This is a genomic window from Paenibacillus sp. MER TA 81-3 (assembly GCF_023713585.1).
Taxonomy (GTDB): Bacteria; Bacillota; Bacilli; order Paenibacillales; family Paenibacillaceae; genus Paenibacillus_B; species Paenibacillus_B profundus.
The window spans coordinates 1-205 of sequence record NZ_JAMAWB010000171.1 but is presented as its reverse complement, the minus strand read 5'-3'; the positions used below and the strand labels follow the sequence as shown (position 1 = coordinate 205).

Below are 205 nucleotides of genomic sequence, written 5' to 3'. Positions count from 1 at the left end.
TCACCGTCAGCTTCTGCGCGCTTCCCTTGTAGTAGAAGGTGTACACATTACCTTCTGCTTTAAAGGTGTAGCTATCGATGGACTTCACTGGCGTGTAACCCGCTACTTCCGCGGCTGTCAGCTCCACCGTTTTACCTGTTACTCCGTCTACGGTCGTGGCTTCCGCCAGAACTTTATCCGTGCCTTGCTCCAGATAGTTCACGCT

1 protein-coding gene is annotated in these 205 nt (G+C 52.7%); it reads right to left on the bottom strand.

Annotation, left to right across the window (positions count from 1 at the left end; all coding sequences use genetic code 11):
• A partial coding sequence (locus tag M3650_RS31720) for a MucBP domain-containing protein (protein ID WP_251580332.1) occupies positions 1-205 on the bottom strand: 205 nt, incomplete at both ends.